Source organism: Novosphingobium sp. BL-S-19, assembly GCF_055521675.1.
This window is the reverse complement of the sequence record NZ_CM145498.1, coordinates 3,472,616-3,492,993: the sequence shown is the minus strand read 5'-3', so window position 1 is coordinate 3,492,993 and position 20,378 is coordinate 3,472,616. Positions and strand designations below refer to the sequence as shown.

The window sequence follows — 20,378 nt, the reverse complement described above, 5'->3', positions numbered from 1 at the left end:
GATCGATCGCCGCATGGCCTTGAGGTTGGGCGCGGCGGCGGGACTGGGGGCGGCGTTGATGCCGCGCTTGGCATGGGCGGTGGAGCAGCCTGCCACGCTGCCCAAAGTCTCGGCCCTGGTCGAGCGCTGGGTCGGCATCGGCAAGTTTCCAGGCATGGTCGCCTCGGTGGGCATGGCGGGGCGCGAGGCCAGTTTCGTGGCGCGCGGCGCGCAGGGCTTCGACGACGGCACGCCGATGGGGCCGGACAGTCTGTTTCGCATCTATTCGATGACCAAGCCGATCACTGGCCTGATGGCGATGCAACTGGTGGAGGAAGGGCGCCTTTCGCTCGACCAGCCGCTGGCCGACATCCTGCCCGCATGGCGCACGATGCAGGTGCAGGACCGCTATGACGGGTCGCTGGACCGCGTGCATGCCGCGCCGCGCCCGATCACCATGCGCCATCTGGTCACGCATACTTCGGGCATAGGCTATTCCATCGTCCAGACCGGGCCGATCCACGATGCCTATGTCCGGCAGGGGCTGGTGCCCGGCCGGATCAGTCGGATCGAGGTGCCGGGCCTGACTTATGGCCCGACCGTCCACGGCCTCGACCATTTTGCCGACCGGCTGGCGGCGCTGCCGCTGGTGGCCGATCCCGGCACGCGCTGGTCCTATTCGATGGGGCTGGACGTGATGGGCCGGGTGATCGAGGTCGTCACCGGCAAGAGTTTCGATGCCTATCTGGCCGAAGCGCTGTTCGGTCCTGCGGGGATGGCGAGCACCATGTTCACCGTGCCGCGCGCACAGGCGCGGCGGCTGACGACCAATTACGGCGCGCTGGGCGGTGTGCTGGTGCCGATCGATCCGCCGGAAAGCTCGGTCTATCTCGATCCTCCGGCCTTTCCCTTCGGCGGCTCCGGCCTTGTCAGCACCCCGCGCGATTACGACCGGTTCCTGCGTCTGCTAGCTCAGGGCGGGGTGATCGACGGGCGGCGTGTGTTGTCGCAGCGGGCGGTGGCGGTCGGCACGTCGAACCTGTTGCCAGATGGGGCGGACCGTTCGCACATGATTGGCGGCCCGGCGGCGTTCGGAGCCGGAGGGCGTATCGGCCTTGGGGCGGAGGCGGGCATCTTCGGCTGGTCCGGCGCGGCGGGGACGGTGGGCATGGTCGACATGAACCACGCTATTCGCTCGCAACTGTTCGTCCAGTTCATGCCCAGCGACGCGATGCCGCTGCTGCCCGAGTTCCAGACTGCATTGAAGGCCGATGTCATGGCCCTGTTGGAGAAGCCCGCTTGATCCTGCCAATTGCCTTTTCGGGCGCCCATCTCGACCGCGCCGATCATGTGCGCAACGATCCCGAAGCGCTCGCCGCCTTGCAGGGGCCGGATGCGCGGCTGCTGCGGCTGGATGGGCTGGACGCGGTCTTGGCCGGAAGTGGGGCGCTGCTGTGGGACGGGCTTGATCGGGCCGCGCCGGACAGCGAACTGATCTTCCTCGGCCTCGATGGAGAGGTCGCCTGCTTTGCCGAAGTGCCCGCCGTCACGCCGCCGGGTGGGCCGCATGCCACTCCGGTCAATTGGCTGACGATGGCGGTCTTGCCGCCATACGAACTGGCCGCTTATGGCACTGCGCGCAGTCTGGTGAGCTGGCATTGCCGCCATCGTTTCTGCTCCACCTGCGGATCGGGCACCGTGCTCGCCAAGGGCGGCTGGCAGCGGTCCTGCACCAATCGGGACTGCCGCACCGACCACTTCCCGCGCGTCGATCCGGTGACGATCATGCTGGTCGAGCACGAGGGCCGCGCGCTGCTGGGCCGTCAGCCGCGCTTTCCCGAGGGGCGCTATTCGACGCTAGCCGGCTTCGTGGAGCCGGGCGAGACGGTGGAAGAAGCCGTCGCCCGCGAGATCTTCGAGGAAGCCGGCGTGCGGGTGCGCGATGTGCGCTATGTCGCCAGCCAACCCTGGCCGTTCCCGTCCTCGCTGATGATCGGCTGTTACGCGGTGGCTGAAAGCGATGGGATTACGATCGATACAACCGAGCTTGAGGATGCCCGTTGGTTCACCCGCGAGGAGGTGGCCGATGCGCTGGAGGCTATCGGCCAGAACGAGAACGGCAAGGCATTCGGCGCACCGCCTGCCCATGCGATTGCGCATGTACTGATGCGGTGGTGGCTGGATCAGTAGGCGCAGGGGGCCACGATCCTGTCCTCATAAACCTCGTCATCCCCGCGAAGGCGGGGATCCCGCTTTGCTGCCGGCGTGGCTAAAGGTAAGCGGGGCCCCCGCCTGCGCGGGGGCGACGAAGAGTTTAATTGAGGGGAGGGGCTTAAACCGGCCTCTCCATCTTCCCGCTGAAACTTACCCCGCCTCGGTCGGCGCCAGCAGCAGGTCGCGCAGGGCGTGCAGGCTCGGCAGCACCTCTGCACTGGCGAGCACCATTTCCTCGGTCGGCGGCAGCAGGTCCGGTACCAGCACGGTGGCGATTCCGGCCGCGGACGAGGCGCGCACGCCGGCGGGGCTGTCCTCCACCGCTACGCAGTGCGCGGGATCGACGCCCAGACGGCTGGCGGCCAGCAGGTAGGGCTCCGGGTGCGGCTTGGCGTGGGTGACGTCGCTGCGCGTCACCACCACGTCGAAGTAGTGCAGCAGCCCTGCCTTCTCCAGCCGCTGCGTCGCGTAAGGCGCTTCGGTGGACGTGGCGATGGCGAGCGGAATGCCGGCCTTGGTGAAGTGCTCCAGGATCACTTCCGCACCGGGGCGCAGCGCAATGCCGGCATCGACCATGGCTTCGAACAGCACGTCGCTCGCTTCGAAAAAGCGGTCCAGTGGGAAGTCGGCGCCCATGCGGTCTGCCACCAGCCGGCGGCTGCCGCCGCGGTGCACGCCGACCATCGCGTTCAACAGATCGCCGGGCAGCGGCACGCCCATGGCATGGCCGGTTTCCACGAAAGCGCGCTGGTGCGCGGCCTCGGTGTCCAGCAAGGTCCCGTCCATGTCGAAGATCGCGGCGCGGATCGGGTCGGGAAGCACGCGCGGCGCAGTGGTCAGCATCGATGTAGCCATGCCTTCAATATGAAGGCTGGTTGCTGCGGAACCATTGCAAAACACGAAACCGGGATTGCGAAAAGTGGCCTTTCCGCTGCCACAGCCTTTTCGTCATCCCCGCGAAGGCGGGGATCCCGCTAATTTGAACCGTGGCGGGAAGGAAGCGGGGCCCCCGCCTTCGCGGGGGCGACGGGACGTTGAAGGAAGATCAGAGCGCGGATCGAGCCGGTTAGAACCGTTCGCGGTCCAGTTCTTGCAGCCCCAGTTCCGCGCAAAGTGCGGAGCGCGCGGCAAGGCACTGCTTCCAGATCGTCGGTTCGGCAAGGTCTTCCACCGCGATCCGGTCCGGCCAGAGGCGGTTCACCAGCGCCTCGATACGGTCCAGCTTGTCGGCCGTGGCCAGGAAGCGCGGATCGACGGTCGCCGGGTCGGCCACCACGCGCAGGCGCAGGCAGGCGGGGCCGCCGCCGTTGGCCATCGATTCGCGCAAGTCGTGGATGAACAGATGGCGGATCGGGCCGTTACCGGAGACCAGCTTTTCCAGCCAGCGCCAGACGGTGGGCGATTCCTGCGCTTCGGTCGGTAGGATCAGCGCCGCCTCGCCCGAGGGCAGCGTCACCAGCTGCGCATTGAACAGGTAGGACTGGATCGCATCGAACAGACTGACTTCGCTGGCCGGGATTTCGACGATCTCGATCTCCGGCAGCTTGGCGCGCAGATCGGCGTAGAACTGTTCGCGCTGGGTGAAGGCGTTCTCGTGCGTGAACAGGATGCGTTCGTTGGCGACCGCGACGACATCGTTGTGGAAGGCGCCGGCGGCGATCGCTTCTTCGGACTGCTGGACCAGGATCGTGCGATCGGGATCGAGGCCGTGGAGGCGCGCGACGGCGGCGCTCGCCTCGCGGTGCTGGCGCGCGGGGTAGGGGCCGATCGGCTCACCGCCGCCGGTGTGGCCGTAGACGAAGACTTCGACGCCCGGCGCATCATGGCTGGTGCAGAGGCGCATGTGATTGGCGGCGCCTTCGTCTCCGAACGGCGGCGGCACCGGGGCGTGGACCACGAAATGCGCCGGATCGGCGAAAGCGATGCGCAGCTGCGCCAGCGCCTCGCGCCATTCGTGGCTGCGGTGCGGCATCGTTACCAGATTGGCGACGGTCAGGTGGCAGCGCCCGTCCGCCGTATCCGGCGCGGGGGAGACGGTGGCGGCATTGGCCGCCCACATCGAGCTTGCCGACATCGAATTGGCGCGCAGGCGCGGGTCGGCATTCTCCAGCGTCATGCCCAGCTGACCCAACCAGTCGGTATCCGGCCGGCGCTGGGGCAGGAAGAAGCCCTGCACCAGCCCGCGTTCCAGATTGGCGCGCATCTTGGCCAGCCCTTGCAGAGCGGCGGCACGGGGGGCCGAGACCTTGCCGAAGTTCCTCGTGGACGCGAGGTTGCCAAGGCTGAGCCCCGCATAATTATGGCTGGGGCCGACGATTCCGTCGAAATTGATCTCGGTAAGCATGGGTAAGTCAGGCGCTCGCGTAAGTAATACTGTCGCCCCGCTGCACGCCTAGCAGAGCCGCCGCTTCGGCATCAAGGGTGACCCCCCCCTCCGCTGCATCGACTTTCCCCAGACATGCGCGAAATTCGGCCAGATGGCCGGTGGCGACAAGGTGGCTGGCCTCTTCCAGATCGGCTTCGGCGATCTCCACGATCGTTGCCGTGCGGGCATCCTGCACGGTGCGGATCTGGTCGGTCTTCGCCAGCATGGTCGGCCCGCCGTCGAAGATGTCGACGTAGTTCTGGAAGGCGAAGTTCTCGTTCTCCAGCATCCGCATCGCCGGGCGACCCGAATAGTGCGGCTGGCCCATCACCTGGCGCGCCGCTTCGGACAGCAGCGCGCAATAGATCGGGTGCTTGGGCATCAGATCGGCGATGAACTGGTTGCCGTGCTTGGCATTGAACTCGTCCGCATCGCGGAAGCTCATATCGAAGAAGCGGCCGGCAAGCCCGTCCCAGAACGGCGAGTTGCCAGCGTCGTCGATGGCGCCGCGCAGTTCGGCCAGCGTGGTATCGCCAAACCGCGAACGGTGCATCTTGATGAAGAGATAGCGGCTGCGCGCCAGCAGCTTGCCGACGCCGGCCGAACGCTCGGTAGCGTCAAGGTAAAGGCCGCCCACTTCGCTCGCCCCGTCAAGGTCGGTGCAGAGCGTCAGCATCTCTGCCCGGAACGTGCGGTCCAGTTCCTTGGAATGCTGGGTGATCCGGCCGATGCGGTAGGAATAGAACGGAAATTCCGTGCCCACTTGCGAGAATGCCTGACAGGTGCCGCGCACTTTGCCCGTTTCGGTGTCTTCCAGAATGAAGACGAACAGGTCGTTGGCGATCTCATCGCTTTCGCGCGCGAAGCTCTTGGCCGTGCGCTGCAGCTTGGCGTCCAGGGTCGGCTTGTCGGGCGGCAGGTTGGTGAAACCGCCGCCAGTGCCCTTCGCCATGCGATAAAGCGCTTCAAGGTCCTTTTCCTGTGCGGTGCGCAGGAGGAATGTCATGCGGGCAAAACTCCGTGACGATCGAGTCTGTATAGGACGAGGGCAGTTAGACGGGCGCGGGCATCTAGCGAATCTGCCAGCAAAAATTCGTCGGGTGAGTGGATCGAGCCGCCGAGCGCGCCCATCGTGTCGAGCACGGGCACGCCGCAGGCGGCGATATTGTTGCCGTCGCAGACGCCGCCGGTGTCCTTCCAGCTCATCGGTTGGCCAAGATCGGCAGCGGCCTTGCTGACCACGCCATAAAGCGCCTCGGTCCGTTCCGAGATCGCCTTGGGTGGGCGAGAGACGTGGCCGTGGATATGCATGTGCACGTCATGCGCGGCCGAGACTTCGGCGACGGCGGCCTTGATATGCGCCTGCGCCTCGGCCGCGAGTTCGGGCGTGGCGGGGCGCATGTTGAAGTGCAAGATCGCAAGGTCCGGCACGGTATTGTTCGGCGCGCCGCCTTCGATCTTCGCCGGGTTCACCGAAAGGCCGGGACGGCGCATCGCGGCAAGGCGCAAGGCAAGGTCGCTGGCGGCGAGAATGGCGTTGCGGCCTTCTTCCGGATTGCGACCGGCATGGGCGGATCGGCCATGGACGACCACGGCGTAGTTGCCCGAACCGGGCCGCGCGCGCGCCATCTGGCCGCCGGGCAGGGCAGGCTCGTAGGTCAGCGCCGCCAACTTGCCCTTGGCGAGTTCCGCGATCAGCGGGGCGGAGGAGAGCGAGCCGGTCTCCTCGTCACTGTTGATCAGGACATCGTAGCCGAGCGTCGGGCTTGCCTGCTCGTAGGCCATGAGGCCGGCCAGCATCAGGGCAAGGCCGCCCTTCATGTCCGCCGTGCCGGGGCCGTGAAGGGTATTGTCGTCCAGCCAGTCGCAAGTCTGGAACGCGTGCTCGCGCGGGTAGACGGTGTCCATGTGGCCGGTCAGGATCACCCGGCGCTCCGCCTCGGGCCGGACCGAGAGCACCATGTGCCGGCCATGGGCCACTTCGCGGGTCTGGCCCTGGCTGTCGACTTTCTGGACCGGAGCGGGATCGACCAGCCGCACCTCGCCCGGCAGTGCCGAGAAAGCGTCGGCAAGGCGTCCCGCCATCGCCGCCAATCCTTCGATATGCGCGGTGCCGCTGTTGATCGCCGCCCAGTCGAGCGTGTGGCCAAGGATCGGCGCCCGCTCCACCGGGGCGAGCAGGGCCTGTTCCTCCGGCGTCAGGCCGATCATCCGCGCAGCTTGCCGGTTAGCGCACCGCTGTTGCCCGCCACGCTTGCCGCCTCGAAGCTGGCGACCGGATAGGCGCAGTAATCGGCGGCGTAATAGGCGCTGGGGCGGTGGTTGCCGCTGTCGCCCAGCCCGCCGAACGGCATCGATCCCGCCGCGCCGGTGGTCGGGCGGTTGCGGTTGACCACGCCCGCGCGGCTTTCCAGCACGAAACGGTCCCACAAGGCATCGTCGCCGCTGATCAGGCCCGCCGATAGGCCGAAACGCGTGGCATTGGCGGCGGCCATGGCCGCATCGAAGTCCGGCACGCGGGTTACTTGGACCACCGGGGCGAAGATTTCCTCGTCCGGCACGTCGATCCCGGTCACGTCGAGGATACCGGGGGTGACGAAGGCATTGCCGCGTCCTTCTACGCCGGTGAAGGTACGGATCACCGTCGCGCCGCGCGCCACCAGTTCGGCGACTCGTTCCTGTGCCGCTTGTGCTGCGTGGCCGGAGATCAGAGGGCCGAACCACGGTTCGGGCGTCTCGTTCCAGGCACCGATGGTCACGCGGTCCGCCAGCGCGGCGACGGCATCGACCAGTTCGGTGCCGAAAGCATTGTCCGGCACGATCAGCCGCCGCGCGCAGGAGCAGCGTTGGCCGGTGGTGATGAAGCTGGACTGCACGACCACCGAGGCGGCTTCGTCCACGTCGCCATCCCACGCCACCAGCGGGTTGTTGCCGCCGAGTTCGAGGGCGAGGATCACGTCGGGACGATCCGCGAAGATTCGCCGGAAATGCGCGCCTGCGCCGGCCGATCCAGTGAACAGCAGGCCGTCGATATGGCCCGCCACCAGCGCCTCACCCGTGGCGCGGGCGCCGTGGACGATCTGGAACACGCCATCGGGAAGCCCGGCTTCCGCCCAGGCGTCGGCCATGGCCTGCCCGGTCGCCGGGGTCATTTCGGACGGTTTGAACACCACGGTGTTGCCCGCCAGCAGGGCGGGAACGATGTGGCCGTTGGGCAAGTGGCCGGGGAAGTTGAACGGCCCTAGCACCGCCATCACTCCGTGCGGACGGTGGCGCAGCACCGCCTGCCCGAACGGCATGTCGTTCCGCTTCTCGCCCGCGCGTTCGGCCTGTGCGGTGATTGAGATGCCGACCTTGCCGATCATCGAGGCCAATTCGCCTCGCGTTTCCCACAAGGGCTTGCCGGTTTCGCGGGAGATCGTCTCGGCCATCGCGTCCTTGCGATGTTCGAGCACGGCCTTGTAGCGCTGGACCGCCTCCACCCGCACCGCGACGGGCAGCGCCGCCCAGCCGGGAAACGCCGCGTGCGCACGCTCGATGGCGGCATTCACTGCCGCCGCATCGGCAATTTCGCTTTCCCAGACGAGCGCGTCGGTGGCGGGGTCGTAGGAGCGGAGCAGGCTCATGCGTTCCTCGTGACGGCGAAGATGCCTGTCGCGTTGCCCGAATCGAAGGTGAGATCCAGCTTGCCGGTCTCCGGATCGATGTCGCGCGTGATGAATTCGTAGAACGATCCGGGCACCGGCAGCGGCACTTCGCTGCCGTCCGCCTCGCGAAACGGGCGCACCACCTTGTCGGCCAGGATCGCGGTCTGGCGCACGCGGCCGTTCTTGGAGACTTCGACGGCCTCCTTCATCGGATAGCCCTGTTCCTTCAGCGCGTCCGACAGGGTCATGACATCCGCCGTGCGGGTGGTCGCATGGTTGAAGGCATTGCCCTCGGTAGCGATCCAGGCACCTTCCTTGGTTTCGGGCAGCAGCACTTCGTAGTCGGCCAGCGCAGGCGGCTCATGCTGGCGCTCGAAACAGGCGATGGCGCCCTTCAGTGCGGTGACGGCCATGTCGAAGCCGCATTCGCCGTCGCTGGCGAGCGTATCGAGCGCGGTCCATTCGTCCTCGCCCAGCGGATCGACCGACGTGCCGAAGACATTGGCGCAGGCGCCCTGCGCGGCTTCGGGCAACTGGTCCACGTGAAGTTCGGAGACGAAGAACTGGGGGATCGTCTCGGGCAGGTCGCGCTGGGCATAGGCGCGGCCGGTCATCTTCAGCTTGGGCAGCGGATAGAGCCCGACGACTTCATAGCCCAGCGGCGCCAGGAAGCGGCCGAAAGCCATGTGCCCGCCCGGCAGCGCGCCGGTCTCGCCATCGATGGTGCGCAGGGCGCCATGGTCGAAAACGATGGTTTCGCCGGCTGCGCGCACTTCGTCGATATAGCGCTGCGCGGTGGGTACGCGGTCCAGCAGGTCGGCAAACAGCGCGGCGTTCAGCGCCATCGCCACGTGCGCGCGGCTGATGGTGTCGCCGGTGCCTGCGAGAGCGGGGTCGATGGTCAGCGTGGTAAGTGCCAGCACAGCCTTGGTTTCGCCGATGGCGGCGGCCAGCAGGCGGAACAGCGTCTGGTCCGGATTCGCGTGAGATTGGGGGGCGGAGGGCATCGTTTTCCCGTCGTTCCTGTTGTTTCGCGTGGGTGAAGACATAGGAAAGCCCCCGCACCAAGTCCATGCCGCAAGGGCGGCCGATGCGCTTTTTTGTCTATACGTAATGATTGGCGGCGGATCGGGACTTTTCTCTGGCCGCTATCGCGCCGTTTCCTCCGAATCGGACCGGCCGCAGCGGCCCCACTTGGTCGGGGGAGAAAACGGTTTCGCGGTCCGGCAGCGGCAGATTCATGGCACCACCGCTCCACAGGCCGCCTGTCGGCCCCGCTTCGACCCGTTTGCCGGAACTATTTTGCAGTGCAGCGGGAAACTCATGGCATGTTCGCGCTTTCTGGACTCGATCTCCCCTCCTGCCCCCTAGGAGCGCGCATGAACTGGTTGCCTCGTGAGGAAGAACCCGGTTGGAAATCGGGTTCGAACAAGGTGCGTTCGATATTTGACGCCACCGTCGGCGCCGATCCGAATACAAGGATCAAGCCCGCGCATATCGCATTGATCGGCAATTTCGCCCCTCGCAAGTGCGGCATAGCCACGTTCACGACCGATATTTTCGAACAGCTGCGCGAACATCACCCGGAAATCGCCATCGACGTCTATGCCCTGGACGATCCCAAGCACCCGCTCGAATACCGCGACGTTGCCGGCACCATCGCCTGCGACGATGCGGAGGACTATGCCGGCGCCGCGCGGCGGATCAACGAAAGCGCGGTCGATGCCGTGTGGCTGCAGCACGAATATGGCATCTTCGGCGACAAGGACGGCGATCTGGTTTGCCATTTCGTCGACAGACTGGCCGCGCCGCTGATCCTGACGCTGCATACGGTGTTGAAGGAGCCGTCCGCGCATCAGCGGGCGATCCTGGACCATTTGGTGGTGCGGGCATCGCGGATCATGGTGATGTCCCAGAATTCGAAGAACGTGCTGGAGCAGGACTATGGCGTCCCCTCCCGCGTGATTCAGGTGATCGAGCACGGCGCGCCGGACCGTCCGTTCGGCCGCCATGACCATTTCAAGGCATTGCTGGGCCTGCAGGACCGCAAGGTGCTGATGACGTTCGGCCTCTTGGGGCATGGCAAAGGGCTGGAACACGCGATCGCGGCGCTGCCCCGGATCGTCGCGCGCCATCCGGACGTGCTCTATCGCATTGTCGGTGCCACGCACCCCAACCTCGTCGCGCATGAGGGTGAAGCCTATCGCGAGGAACTGGAACGGCTGGCGGCGGATCTTGGCGTTGCCGATCACGTAGCTTGGGACAATCGCTTCCTCGAAACCGAGGAATTGCTGGATCAACTGGAAGCCTGCGACATCTACCTGACGCCCTATCCCGGGCTGCAACAGGCGACATCGGGCACGCTCAGCTATGCGGTGGCGCTGGGCAAGGCGCTGGTTTCCACGCCTTACGTCCATGCCCGCGAACTGCTGGGCGACGGCGTGGGCGTGCTGATCGAACCGGGCGAAAGCGGCGCGATCGCCGATGCGGTGAACGCGCTGCTGGATGATCCGGACGAACTGGCCGCGATGCAGCGCCGTGCCTGGGCGCGCGGGCGGGAGATGATCTGGCCGCGCTTTGCGGAAAGCTCCGCCCGGTTGATCGCCGATGCCCGCGCCCCGCGCGCGGTGGTGCCGCCCGTAACTGCGACGCCGGGGCTTTCGGCGGTCTTCGCGATGAGCGATGCCACCGGGATGCTGCAGCACGGCGTCGGCGTCGTGCCCGACCGCCGCCATGGCTATTGCCTGGATGACAATGCTCGCGCGCTGATGCTGATGAACGTGGCGCACGGCGTTGCCGCTGCCGAGCGGATGAAGTGGAGCCTCTCCTACGCCGGCTTCGTGCAATATGCGTGGAACGCCGATCTTGGCCGGTTCCGCAACTTCATGCGCTATGACCGCAACTGGTGCGAGGATGAGGGATCGGAAGACTCCAACGGCCGCGCGCTCTGGGCGCTCGGGCAAACCAGCGAATGTAATCTGGATGCATCGCTGGGGAATTGGGCGCTGGACCTGTTCGAGCAGGCGCTGGGCGCGGTGGGGGAAACCGGATCGCCGCGCGCGGTCGCTTTCGCCATGTTGGGCGCCTGCGCGGTGCTGCGCCGCGATCCGGCTCACGCACAGGCGCGGGAGCGCGTGGAGACCGGTGGCGAGTTTCTGATGAAGCTGCTGGGCCACGGCCGCCGGCCGGACTGGGCGTGGTTTGAGGCGGTGCTGGGTTACGACAATCCCCGCCTGCCGCAGGCGCTGATAGAGGCGGGCATGGCGCTGGGGCGGGAGGACTGGATCGGCGACGGCCTGGCCACGCTGGAATGGATCTGCCACCAGCAGCTTTCCGCGCGCGGACAATTCCGCCCGATCGGATCGGAAAGTTTCCACAAGCCCTACAGCTACTTGCCGTTCGACCAGCAACCGCTGGAAGCGCAAGCCGCGATCGAGGCGTCACGCACGGCATGGCGCGTTACCCATGGCGCATTCTGGCGCGAACATGCGCTGGCGGCGTGGCGCTGGTTCTTCGGCGGCAACGATCGCGGGGTCGCGCTGGCGGACCTGGCCTCCGGCCGCTGCCACGACGGGGTGACGCCGCGCGGGGCAAATGGCAATTGCGGTGCGGAATCCATTCTCGCTTTTCAACTTTCGCATTATGCTCTGGCCGAACTCGCCCAGCAGGGCCCGGTCGTATCGTCCGGTCCCCTGGCATCTGGAGGAGGTTGGCTTGAATCGGCCCGAGACAGCCTGGTCTGAACCGCTGCACGTTTTCGAAACACGCCTCCACGCCGATCCGGCGCGGGTGGTGCTGCGCCCCTTTCACCTCGGCTGGCAGGCGAAAAACGCCCCCGGTGGCCGGGCGATGAAACTGGTGGAGGACATCGCCGCGCTGACCGAGGAGCGTGCCGACGCGGAATACGAACGCGTGCTGCGCGATTTCAAGGAACGCCACTGGCAGACCGAAACGATCTTCGAGGAGCGCTTTGCCGAAGTGGCGGCGAACCTCGATCTGGATCCCACGCGCTTTTCCGAAGCGCGCAAACGGCTGATCGGATCGTACTTCTGCCATGAGTACACGTTCGCCGCCGCCGCGCTGATGAACCCTTCCATCGTGCCCGCGCCCGATCAGTCGGGCATGCAGGACGGATCGGTACGCTTCATCATGAGCCTGCGCGCGGTGGGCGAAGGGCACATCAGCTCCATCGCCTTTCGCGAAGGCATTGCCGAGGAGGACGGCACGTTCAGCCTCTGGCCGCAGGCGTCCTTCGCGACATCGGTGGAACTGGACGACGAGGAACAGATCGATGCCGAGGACACCAACGTCTTCGTCCATCGCCAGCCGGATTCCAGCCTTTCGAACACGGTGATCTTCCCGATCACCGAACAGCAGCGCGGCGGGCTGGAAGACTTGCGCCTTGTCCGCTTCGACCATGGCGATGGCGATTACGAATGGGTGGGCACCTACACCGCCTATTCGGGCAGCTCGATCCGGTCCGAACTGCTGCGCACGCGGGACTTTCGCGCGTTCGAACTGGAGCCGATCCACGGCCGCGCCGGGCGCAACAAGGGCATGGCGCTGTTTCCGGAGAAGGTCGACGGGCAATATTGCATGGTCGGCCGGCAGGACGGGCAGAACCTGTTCCTGCTGAAGTCGGACGAACTCGCGGTCTGGGACGATGACGGCGTGCTGCTGATGGAGCCGGCCTACCCCTGGGAGTTCATCCAGATCGGTAATTGCGGCAGCCCGATCCGCACGGACGAAGGCTGGCTGCTGTTCACCCACGGCGTCGGCGCGATGCGCAAGTACGCGCTGGGCTGCGCGCTGCTGGACCTGAAAGACCCGTCGAAAGTGCTGGCCCGCACGGTGGAGCCGGTGCTGACGGCAGAGAACGCGGATCGTTCGGGCTATGTGCCCAACGTGGTCTACACTTGCGGTGCGCTGAAAGTGGGGGAGCGGCTGCTGATCCCCTACGGCATCTCCGACAGCACCGTGGGTTTCGCCACGTGCGAGATCAAGGCGCTGATGGGGCTGATGGAGTAGGGCGGGCCGGCAATGGCGCCGGCGTCCAGCCGCTTTCGGCCAGTATCGTCTTGGGCGAATCGAGCCTGATCAGTGCGGCAAGCGCTGCACGCTTGTCGGCGGCGTGATCGTAGTAGGCTCTGGCGATCCGATATCCTTCCCAATAGCCGAGATCGCCGGGATGCTCCGGCGTGCCGGCACCGTTGTAGAGCCAGTCGGAGAGGTCCGTGCTGTCGGCTTCCGCCAGAAAGCGCTTGTCTATCTCCGCCTGCTTGTCGCGCGTCCAATTGCGCAAGTGGGCATTGCCGATGTCGCCTGAACTCAGTTCGGCCAGAAGCTCGGCCACCCCTTCGATCAGCGACTGACGCAGGACCGTCGTGGGAAGCGTCTCGTCGTTCAGCACTGCGGGTTGCTGGATGTGGCCATATTCGTGGGCGATGAGGTGCACCAGCCGGTCGGCAAGGTCGGGCTGCAGCCAATCCGATCGGCAGGCCACTTCAAGGCCGATAAGCACACCCGAAGCGCCGGTGGTGCCGCCGCTGTTGTTGCGTCCGATCAGGATGGTAACGGGGGGAAAATGCGCTTGCGGGTCCAGCTTGGCCAGTTTGGCAAAAGCCGTTTCCAGCCGCGCCTTCACCGTGGGCAGGACTTTCAGGCAGGCTCTTGCGCCCTGGTAGATTTCGGGATGCAGGGCAACTTCCGTAGCCAACTTCTGACCGGAGAGGATACGTTGCGGCACGAACTGGCGCACGCCGTCGCTGCCGGCATCGATATAGTCGTGTTGCAGGACTTCGGCCGAAGGTTTGCCGCCGGCGGCGTCGTAGAGCGCATAGAATCGGTCCACGTCGCCGATGCGGATTTCGGCCGAAGCCTGAGGCCGCGCGGCGGCGGGTACGGCGAACAGGCATCCACCGATCGCCACCGCCGCCGCGAGAGCCTTACCCATGCGCGCCGAACTCGTTCGCCAGCGCGGTGGTGATGCGCAGGCTCAGGGCGTAGCACCGCGCGATCGGGTCGATGAATTCGCGGTGGATCTGCGCATAGCCGGTCGCACTCGAATCCGGATAGTCGCTGGGCTTGTCCACGGTGAAGTCGTCGATCGACGGGAAGCTGGTGGGGAAGGCGCGGCGCAGCTGGGCCAGGCCGTCCTCGACGCGCAGGGTGAAGAACATCTCCAGCACGTCATCCCGGCTGATATCGTTCGCGCGGCTGAACTGCGGGACCATGACGGCGCGCAGGAACATGTGCTTGAACAGCGCGATGCGCAGCGATTGCAGCACGCCCAGACTGCGACGGGTATGCTCGCGGTCGGGCAGCGGCGCTTCGTGCGGCAGCGAGTCCAGCAGGAAGTGCAGCTTCATCGCATCGACGCGCAGGCGCGAGGCGAGACGGCGATAGACGCCCGCGCGGTCGTCCTTGGTCAGATATTCCGCCAACTTCAGGCAGGCCTCGGCAATGTGCCGCTCGTCGCCGCGATAGGGGCGGCTGGCCCAGTAGGCGGAATTGAACAGCTCGCCATAGGCCGCCACCGTCTTGATCGAGGCCAGCGCATTGGCGTGGCGGGCCAGCCGCATCAGCTGCTGCCCGCGCTCGCTTTCGCGCAGCAGGGCGGCGATTTCCTCGCGGTTGCCGTCGGACGCGGTGCCGATGCCGGCGATCACGTTCACCGGATAGCCCAGCTGCTGCAGGATCGCGTTGTGCGGGATCGCGCGGATCTGGCGCAGGCTCATCGACCGGTCGGCGGCAAGGTCCGACTGGCGGCGCGACTTGCGGCTGCCGGTATCGTTCAGCAGACCAAGGCCGAAGGCCGTGATCGCGCGGCTGTAAGTGGCCGATTCCAGATGCTCGTGCTGCACCGCGCGGATCGCGCGATAGAAGTCGAGGCTGAGGTCGGTGCGGCGATAGAACAAGTCGGTAGGCGCTTCGGCATCGGCGCCCCACAGCGGCATTTCGGCCATGCGGGTGAGCGTGGCGAAGGCCAGTTCGTCCGATCCGAACCACAAGTAGCCGTCGCCGCCCTGGAACGAGACTTCGGGCTCCAGCCGGATCCCCGCGCGCAGGAAGCGGCGGCGCGACCACGGCGACATCGGCCAGTCGAAACGGTCCTTCAGGCTGGACGGGTGCGCGCCGCGGCCCATCGATTCGCCGTGGGTGTTGAAGATCAGCGCCGAAACATCGGTAAGGCCGTTGGCCACCATGGCTTCGGAAAGGCGGCCCTGCAGACGCTCGATGGCGAGCGCGGCAGGCACCTGACCGACGAAGCGGCCCGCGTCCGAAAAGCCGGTCTGGATCGAGACGCGGCCACGCTTGTGCGCATATTCGCGGTAGGCCGGCTCGGCCAGCACCGCGTCGAGGAAGCGGCCGCCGTGTTCCAGCGCCGTCTCGGTCTCGAACAGCGGGGAGACGTCCACCTTCCCGTCGATGCCGAACATCCGCGCGAAATAGAGCGCGGCCAGGATCGTGGTCGGCTCCTCGCACTCGGCCACCAGCATGCGGATCGGCGCATCGGCGTCGATATGGCCAAGGATCTGCGCCATCGCCAGGAACTGGCGCACGGCGGTGGAATTCTCGATGGCGAGCGCGGCGAAGTTGGACTTCAGCGGCGTGACTTCGGCCAGCAGTTCGCGCATCCGCACCAGCGCGGCCTGGCTGGCAAGGTTCAGCTTGCCTTCTGGATCGATGCGCAGGCGGATCGCGTTCTGCAGCTGCGATGCGTTCACGCGGAAGTGGATCCAGCCCATGCCAAGCCCGTCCGCACGCATCGCGGCAGCGGCGACGAGCAGCGTGCGGGCCTGATCCTGATCGGCGTGGCGCGCTTCGGATTCGAGGTGGCTGACGATCGGATCGAGGCTGATCAGCTTGTCGGCATGATCGGCGGTGAGGGCATTGGCGGCGTCGGACAGCGCCTCTGGCGAGGAGAGATCGGCGGCGAAGCGCAGCGCCATCTCGGCCGCCAGCGCACCGGCGCGAGCCAGCTTTGCCGAGGTGTCCGGCGCGGCATGGGCCAGCATCTCGGCATAGCTGGCAAGGCGCGCGGCCTTTTCCTCCAGCCGGTAGCGGATCGAGGTGGACCAGCCGATGTCGGTGCGGCCATCCATGTCGTAGCCAACCCACGATGCGAAGCGCACCGGCATCGGGTTCAGACCCTTCCAGCGCTTCGGCCAGCGGGCAGCGGCAATGTCGAACAGGCGTTCGTTGATGCGGTCGCGCGCCTTCTGGCCGCGTGCCATCGCGTCCATCGCCTTGCCGTGCTCGTAATCGAGCGTGATCGTGTCACGGTCGGGCGAGGCAACGCAGACGGTGGCCTGGCTGTGATCGCCGGTGGAGGCGGCGTGGGCCACGGCCTCGGTCTGGGCGGTGGAAAGCAGGAATGTCGGGTGCCCGGTGAAAACGACATGGGCGGCGGGGCGCTGCCAGCGCACGGCGAAGGCGGTGAAGTCCTCTTCGCTGGCGGCGGCGTCCAGCCGCTTTTCGTTTTCGGCCGGGGCGATGGGGGCAAGCATGCGGTCAAGCCGCGCGGCGCGGGCACGCAGCCCTTCGCACTCCATCTCGGCGACGAGGGCCTCGATCGTGTCGAGGCCCATTTCGCCGTTTTCCAGCTGGCGCGACAGTTCGAGCCCTAGCTGGAAAACCGGATTGTAGAGCGGCGTCTGGGCGGTCAGGACATGAAGGTCCTGAAGCCGGCGGTCGAGATCGTCGACCGTGTTAAGCGGCGTTCCCGCCTCGCCGCCGCTCACCGGGGAAGCCCCGCGGCGAGGCGGGCGGCCGCCTCGATCTTGGCGACATCGGGCTTGCCCTTGGGCACCATCCAGCTGCCGCCGACGCAGAGCACCGCGTCGAGGCCCAGCCATTCGGGCGCATTCTCCGGCGTGACGCCGCCGGTGGGGCAGAACTTCGCCTTGAACAGCGGCGCGGCGATCGCCTTCAACGCCGAAGGACCGCCCGCCGCCATGGCCGGGAAGAACTTCAGCCGGTCAAACCCGCATTCCAGCGCAAACATCACGTCACTGGCATTGGCAGTGCCGGGCAGGAACGGGATCTTGGTCTTGTAGGCGGCTTCGGCCAGCATCGGCGTGAGGCCGGGCGAGACGATGAATTCCGCGCCCGCATCGATGGAGCGCTTCAGGTCATCGGGCGAAAGCACGGTGCCCGCGCCGACCACGGCGCCGGGAACCTGCTTCATCACCTTGATCGCATCGATCGCGCATTCGGTGCGCAGCGTTACTTCGAGGGCAGGCAACCCGCCGGCGACCAGCGCTTCGGCGATCGGCAGGGCGTGTTCGATATCCTCGATCACCAGCACCGGGATCACCGGGGCCAGACGCATGACCTTTTCGACGGCTTCGGACGGGCTGCTCATTGAACGTGCTCCCTGACATAGGCGGCAGCCGCGCCGAACAGGCCGGGCTGCGGATGGGTGATAAGCTTCACGGGGATCTGCGCCATCATGCCGGCAAAGCGGCCCTTGGCGGCAAATCGCTCGGCAAAGCCCGAGGATAGAATGGTTTCGCGGATGCGGTAGCCGAGGCCCCCGGCGATAACGACGCCGGCCGCCCCATGGGCAAGCGCGTAGTCGCCCGCCGCGCTGCCGAGGGCGAGGCAGAAGCGATCGACGGCGGCGGCGGCCAGCGGGTCCGAATGGTTGGTGCCGGCGGTCCAGATCTCCACGTCGGTCACATCATGCACCGCGCGGGTCTCCATGGCGGCAAGCGTCTGGTAGATGTCGACGATGGCGGGGCCGGAGACGACACGTTCGGTGGAAACGCGGTTGTGCCGCTTGCGCAGGCGGGCGAGGATCGCATCCTCGATCAGGTCCAGCGGCGCATAGTCGGTATGGCCGCCTTCGGTCGCCTGCACATGGTAGAAGCCGCCCTGCCCGTGGGGCAGGCCATTGCGCCACAAGTGCGCGACGCCAAGCCCGGTGCCCGGTCCGAGGACGCTGAGCGTGCCCGAACGGGGCAGCGGAACGTCCGGCCCCGCCAGGTGCAGGAACTGGTCGTCCGAGGCCAGCGCCACGGCATAGGCGACCGCCGCGAAGTCGTTCACCACGGTGTAGTGCGACACGCCCATCTTTTCGGGGATCATCGCGGGGCGAATGATCCACGGGTTGTTGGTGAAACGGATCACGTCGCCGCCGACCGGGCCGGCGATCGCGATCGAGATGGCATCGGGCAGCGTGCCGCCCATGCGCTCGCGAAAAGCCTGCCATGCCAGCTGGAAGCTGCCATGGTCGCTGGTGTGCAGGGTAACGGGTTCGTCCAGCGTGATCTGGCCCTGATCGTCGACCGAGGCCAGGGCAAAGCGGGCATGGGTGCCGCCGATATCGACGGCTACGAGTTCGGTGCTCACAGGCCGGCGACCTCCAGCATCGAGGAACCGCCCTGTTCGGCGCCGCCTGCGTTCATGCGGAACATCGCGAAGAGTTCGCGGCCCATGCCTTCAGCGGGCGCGGGCAGCGGCGCGGGCGAACGGCCAGAGAGATCCGCCGTGGTCGAAAGCGTGCCGTCTTCCGCAGAGAGGCGAACGATGTCGCCATCCTGCAGATAGGCGATCGGGCCATCGGCCAGCGCTTCCGGGGTGACGTGGATCGCCGCCGGCACCTTGCCCGACGCGCCCGACATGCGGCCGTCGGTGACCAGCGCCACCTTGAAGCCGCGATCCTGCAGCACGCCCAGCGGCGGGGTCAGCTTGTGCAGTTCGGGCATGCCGTTGGCGCGCGGGCCCTGATGGCGCACGACCACCACGACATCGCGGTCCAGCTCGCCCGCCTTGAAGGCGTTGATTACGGCTTCCTGCGTTTCGAACACGCGGCAGGGTGCCTCGATCGTCCAGCGTTCCTGATCGACCGCGCTGGTCTTGAAGGTAGCACGGCCCACGTTGCCGGAGACGAGGCGCATGCCGCCATCGGGCAGGAAGGGCTTGGCCACCGTGCTCAGCATCGCATCGTCGCCGCTGACGGCAGGGGCGGGCTTCCACTTGAGTTCGCCCTCATCCAGCGTCGGCTCGGTGGCATAGGCACGCATGCCGTCCTTGGAGACAGTCAGGATGTCCTCATGCGCGAGGCCCGCGTCCAGCAGTTCGCGCACGACCCAGCCCATGCCGCCGGCGGCGTGGAAGTGGTTCACGTCGCCCGAACCGTTGGGATAGACGCGGGTGATCAGCGGCACGGCGGCGGAAAGCTCGTCGAAGTCCTGCCAGTCGATATGGATGCCGGCGCAGCGGGCCATGGCGGGCAGGTGGATCGCGTGGTTGGTCGATCCGCCGGTGGCCAAGAGGCCGACGATGGCGTTCACGATCGCCTTTTCGTCGACGACATGCGCCATCGGGCGGAAGTCGTCGCCCTTGCGGGTCATCTCGGTCACGCGGTGGACAGCGGCGCGGGTCACCGCCTGACGCAGCGGCGTGTTCGGCGGCACGAAAGCGGCGCCGGGGATGTGCAGGCCCATCATCTCCATCATCATCTGGTTGGAGTTGGCAGTGCCGTAGAAGGTGCAGGTGCCGGCCGAGTGGTAGCTGGCGCTTTCGCTGGCCAGCAGCTCCTCACGCCCCACCTTGCCCTCTGCATAGAGCTGGCGGACCTTCTGCTTCTCCTTGTTGGAGATGCCGCTGGGCATCGGGCCGGAGGGGATGAACACGGCGGGCAGGTGGCCGAAACGCAGCGCGCCCATGACCAAGCCCGGCACGATCTTGTCGCAAATGCCCAGCAGGGTCATGCCGTCATACATCGCGTGGCTCAGCGAGACAGCGGTGGACAGGGCGATGGTATCGCGGCTGAATAGCGAGAGTTCCATGCCGTCGAAGCCCTGCGTCACGCCGTCGCACATGGCGGGCACGCCGCCTGCGACTTGCGCCGTCGCGCCCACTTCGCGGGCATAGAGCTTCATCTGTTCCGGATAGCGACCATAGGGCTGATGCGCCGAAAGCATGTCGTTATAGGCGGTGACGATGCCGACGTTGATCGCCTTGCCGGTGGCAATGGCGGGCTTGTCCTCACCGCTCGCGGCAAAACCATGCGCGAGGTTGGAGCACGAAAGGAACGAACGGTCCGAATGGCGACCGGCCTCGCGGTCGACCATGGCGAGGTAGCGTGCGCGAGTGGGCTTCGACCGTTCGATGATACGGTCGGTTACGCGGGCTACCACCGGGCTGAGGGTGCTCATGGGGTT

General features: G+C 66.6%; 15 protein-coding genes. 4 read left to right on the top strand and 11 right to left on the bottom strand.

Features of this window, described 5'->3' with window-relative positions; all coding sequences use genetic code 11:
* Positions 1-13: 13 nt before the first annotated feature.
* Positions 14-1,282 (top strand): serine hydrolase domain-containing protein, encoded by a 1,269-nt coding sequence (locus tag ACZ1JV_RS24670; protein ID WP_465152646.1) that lies wholly within the window; start codon positions 14-16, stop codon positions 1,280-1,282.
* Positions 1,279-2,169: an NAD(+) diphosphatase gene (nudC, locus tag ACZ1JV_RS24665; protein WP_465150931.1), complete on the top strand. Its 891-nt coding sequence runs from the start codon at positions 1,279-1,281 to the stop codon at positions 2,167-2,169. Before ACZ1JV_RS24670 ends, nudC begins: the two co-directional genes overlap by 4 nt.
* A 174-nt stretch (positions 2,170-2,343) precedes the next feature.
* Here nudC and ACZ1JV_RS24660 read toward each other — a convergent pair whose 3' ends face one another.
* The 6 genes from ACZ1JV_RS24660 to ACZ1JV_RS24635 all read right to left on the bottom strand — a co-directional run bounded on the left by ACZ1JV_RS24660 (position 2,344) and on the right by ACZ1JV_RS24635 (position 9,212).
* Positions 2,344-3,048: an HAD family hydrolase gene (locus tag ACZ1JV_RS24660; RefSeq protein WP_465150930.1), complete on the bottom strand. Its 705-nt coding sequence runs from the start codon at positions 3,046-3,048 to the stop codon at positions 2,344-2,346.
* Positions 3,049-3,259: 211 nt separating this feature from the next.
* The gene (locus ACZ1JV_RS24655) at positions 3,260-4,537 is read right to left on the bottom strand and encodes an N-succinylarginine dihydrolase (protein ID WP_465150929.1); all 1,278 of its coding nucleotides are present in this window, start codon (positions 4,535-4,537) and stop codon (positions 3,260-3,262) included.
* Positions 4,538-4,544: 7 nt separating this feature from the next.
* On the bottom strand, positions 4,545-5,564 hold the full coding sequence (locus ACZ1JV_RS24650; protein ID WP_465150928.1) for an arginine N-succinyltransferase: 1,020 nt from the start codon (positions 5,562-5,564) through the stop codon (positions 4,545-4,547).
* Positions 5,561-6,769, bottom strand: a complete 1,209-nt coding sequence (locus ACZ1JV_RS24645; RefSeq protein WP_465150927.1) for a hydrolase — start codon at positions 6,767-6,769, stop codon at positions 5,561-5,563. Before ACZ1JV_RS24645 ends, ACZ1JV_RS24650 begins: the two co-directional genes overlap by 4 nt.
* Positions 6,766-8,184: a succinylglutamate-semialdehyde dehydrogenase gene (gene astD / locus ACZ1JV_RS24640; protein ID WP_465150926.1), complete on the bottom strand. Its 1,419-nt coding sequence runs from the start codon at positions 8,182-8,184 to the stop codon at positions 6,766-6,768. The genes ACZ1JV_RS24645 and astD overlap by 4 nt, the downstream gene beginning before the upstream one ends.
* Positions 8,181-9,212, bottom strand: a complete 1,032-nt coding sequence (locus ACZ1JV_RS24635; protein ID WP_465150925.1) for a 2-oxoadipate dioxygenase/decarboxylase family protein — start codon at positions 9,210-9,212, stop codon at positions 8,181-8,183. The genes astD and ACZ1JV_RS24635 overlap by 4 nt, the downstream gene beginning before the upstream one ends.
* 372 nt (positions 9,213-9,584) lie before the next feature.
* On the opposite strand from ACZ1JV_RS24635, the gene ACZ1JV_RS24630 reads away from it, so the two are divergent.
* The gene (locus ACZ1JV_RS24630; RefSeq protein WP_465150924.1) at positions 9,585-11,948 is read left to right on the top strand and encodes a glycosyltransferase; all 2,364 of its coding nucleotides are present in this window, start codon (positions 9,585-9,587) and stop codon (positions 11,946-11,948) included.
* On the top strand, positions 11,920-13,233 hold the full coding sequence (locus tag ACZ1JV_RS24625; protein WP_465150923.1) for a glycoside hydrolase family 130 protein: 1,314 nt from the start codon (positions 11,920-11,922) through the stop codon (positions 13,231-13,233). Before ACZ1JV_RS24630 ends, ACZ1JV_RS24625 begins: the two co-directional genes overlap by 29 nt.
* Here ACZ1JV_RS24625 and ACZ1JV_RS24620 read toward each other — a convergent pair.
* From ACZ1JV_RS24620 to edd, 5 genes are read right to left on the bottom strand one after another with little or no spacing between them, the layout of a single operon-like run.
* Positions 13,205-14,158, bottom strand: coding sequence for a DUF2268 domain-containing putative Zn-dependent protease (locus ACZ1JV_RS24620; protein ID WP_465150922.1), 954 nt, complete (start codon positions 14,156-14,158; stop codon positions 13,205-13,207). The two genes, ACZ1JV_RS24625 and ACZ1JV_RS24620, sit on opposite strands and share 29 nt — an antisense overlap.
* Positions 14,151-16,949 carry a phosphoenolpyruvate carboxylase gene (locus ACZ1JV_RS24615; RefSeq protein ID WP_465150921.1) on the bottom strand — a complete coding sequence of 933 codons (2,799 nt, stop codon included), beginning with the start codon at positions 16,947-16,949 and terminating at the stop codon, positions 14,151-14,153. The genes ACZ1JV_RS24620 and ACZ1JV_RS24615 overlap by 8 nt, the downstream gene beginning before the upstream one ends.
* Positions 16,946-17,572: a bifunctional 4-hydroxy-2-oxoglutarate aldolase/2-dehydro-3-deoxy-phosphogluconate aldolase gene (eda, locus tag ACZ1JV_RS24610; RefSeq protein WP_465137200.1), complete on the bottom strand. Its 627-nt coding sequence runs from the start codon at positions 17,570-17,572 to the stop codon at positions 16,946-16,948. The genes ACZ1JV_RS24615 and eda overlap by 4 nt, the downstream gene beginning before the upstream one ends.
* Entirely contained in the window at positions 17,569-18,561 is a 993-nt protein-coding gene (locus ACZ1JV_RS24605; protein ID WP_465137201.1) for a glucokinase, read from the bottom strand. The genes eda and ACZ1JV_RS24605 overlap by 4 nt, the downstream gene beginning before the upstream one ends.
* On the bottom strand, positions 18,558-20,372 hold the full coding sequence (gene edd / locus ACZ1JV_RS24600) for a phosphogluconate dehydratase (RefSeq protein ID WP_465150920.1): 1,815 nt from the start codon (positions 20,370-20,372) through the stop codon (positions 18,558-18,560). The genes ACZ1JV_RS24605 and edd overlap by 4 nt, the downstream gene beginning before the upstream one ends.
* Between the last annotated feature and the right edge of the window lie 6 nt (positions 20,373-20,378).

Bases quoted from the DNA above. Each gene is read 5' to 3' on its own strand.
- ACZ1JV_RS24670 (WP_465152646.1), top strand. From the start codon at position 14: ATGGCCTTGAGGTTGGGCGCGGCGGCGGGACTGGGGGCGGCGTTGATG.
- ACZ1JV_RS24660 (WP_465150930.1), bottom strand. From the start codon at position 3,048: ATGGCTACATCGATGCTGACCACTGCGCCGCGCGTGCTTCCCGACCCG.
- ACZ1JV_RS24655 (WP_465150929.1), bottom strand. From the start codon at position 4,537: ATGCTTACCGAGATCAATTTCGACGGAATCGTCGGCCCCAGCCATAAT.
- ACZ1JV_RS24650 (WP_465150928.1), bottom strand. From the start codon at position 5,564: ATGACATTCCTCCTGCGCACCGCACAGGAAAAGGACCTTGAAGCGCTT.
- ACZ1JV_RS24645 (WP_465150927.1), bottom strand. From the start codon at position 6,769: ATGATCGGCCTGACGCCGGAGGAACAGGCCCTGCTCGCCCCGGTGGAG.
- astD (WP_465150926.1), bottom strand. From the start codon at position 8,184: ATGAGCCTGCTCCGCTCCTACGACCCCGCCACCGACGCGCTCGTCTGG.
- ACZ1JV_RS24635 (WP_465150925.1), bottom strand. From the start codon at position 9,212: ATGCCCTCCGCCCCCCAATCTCACGCGAATCCGGACCAGACGCTGTTC.
- ACZ1JV_RS24630 (WP_465150924.1), top strand. From the start codon at position 9,585: ATGAACTGGTTGCCTCGTGAGGAAGAACCCGGTTGGAAATCGGGTTCG.
- ACZ1JV_RS24620 (WP_465150922.1), bottom strand. From the start codon at position 14,158: ATGGGTAAGGCTCTCGCGGCGGCGGTGGCGATCGGTGGATGCCTGTTC.
- eda (WP_465137200.1), bottom strand. From the start codon at position 17,572: ATGAGCAGCCCGTCCGAAGCCGTCGAAAAGGTCATGCGTCTGGCCCCG.
- edd (WP_465150920.1), bottom strand. From the start codon at position 20,372: ATGAGCACCCTCAGCCCGGTGGTAGCCCGCGTAACCGACCGTATCATC.